Genomic DNA, 950 nt, shown 5'->3' with positions numbered 1-950 from the left:
AAACGGACCGGCATTTAAAGGACTCAACAAAAGAGAAATTATATTTAATTACCGGTCAATTAAATAAAGCAGGAGTTGGCTTTATTAAAGCGCAAATTTTCTTAAGCGCGGTCACTTTTTTAATGGCGTTTATCGGTTTATCTATTTTACAAGTACCGTATGCCGTGTTACTTTCGATATTAATCGTTTTCGTCGATGTGTTACCGATTTTAGGAACCGGGTCTGTACTTGTTCCATGGGCAGTGATTTCCTTTTTCCAAGAAAACCAATTCCTTGGCATTGGGCTCATTCTTTTGTTTATTGTAATTACAGTTGTGCGCCGTATTTTAGAACCGAAAGTCTTTTCATCCAACATGGGGATTTCTCCGTTAGCGGCTTTAATTAGTTTATTTGTCGGCTTTAAAATATTAGGGTTTATCGGCTTTTTCGTTGGACCAGCGATCGTCATTGTTTATGATACGCTACGAGAAGCGGGGATTTTAAAAAGTAGATGGAAAATTTAACGGTATCAGCCTTCTATTATAGAAGGCTGATTTTTTTTATGGAAACAAGTGTAATATATGTTGTGTTGATACAGTAGTATGTAACAACATCATTTCAAAATATGAAAAAGAATGAAAATCATTCTTGACTAAAGTTGCTTTATGCTTTATTTTTTGTATATAGGCAACTTAATTAGTTCTGGGCATAAAACATTTCTTATGTTCATACATAGCATAGAAAAGAAAGGAGTTTTTTTTAGCTTAAAAGTTGCGTTCGGGCAAAAAACTGGCATGAAACAAAAAGGAGGATCATAAAATGAAAAAAATGTATGTCATGTTTACACTTATACTAGCGATGATGTTAACGGCTTGCTCGTCATCTAATAGTGAAGGGACAGCAAAAGAGGAGAAGGATCAATTAGTGGTCACGACAACGATTGCTCAAATTGCTGATATCGTTAAAAATGT

Annotated in this window: 1 protein-coding gene; it reads left to right on the top strand. The window is 34.7% G+C overall.

Annotated features, from left to right (window positions below; all coding sequences use genetic code 11):
- On the top strand, window positions 1–503 hold a 503-nt coding region (gene ytvI / locus CEF22_RS10695; protein WP_100403984.1), incomplete at its 5' end, for a sporulation integral membrane protein YtvI.
- Between the last annotated feature and the right edge of the window lie 447 nt (window positions 504–950).

Origin of the sequence: Bacillus sp. FJAT-42315, assembly GCF_002797375.1 — a bacterium.
Classification (GTDB): domain Bacteria; phylum Bacillota; class Bacilli; order Bacillales; family Domibacillaceae; genus Bacillus_CE.
This window is presented reverse-complemented; position numbering and strand designations above follow the sequence as displayed.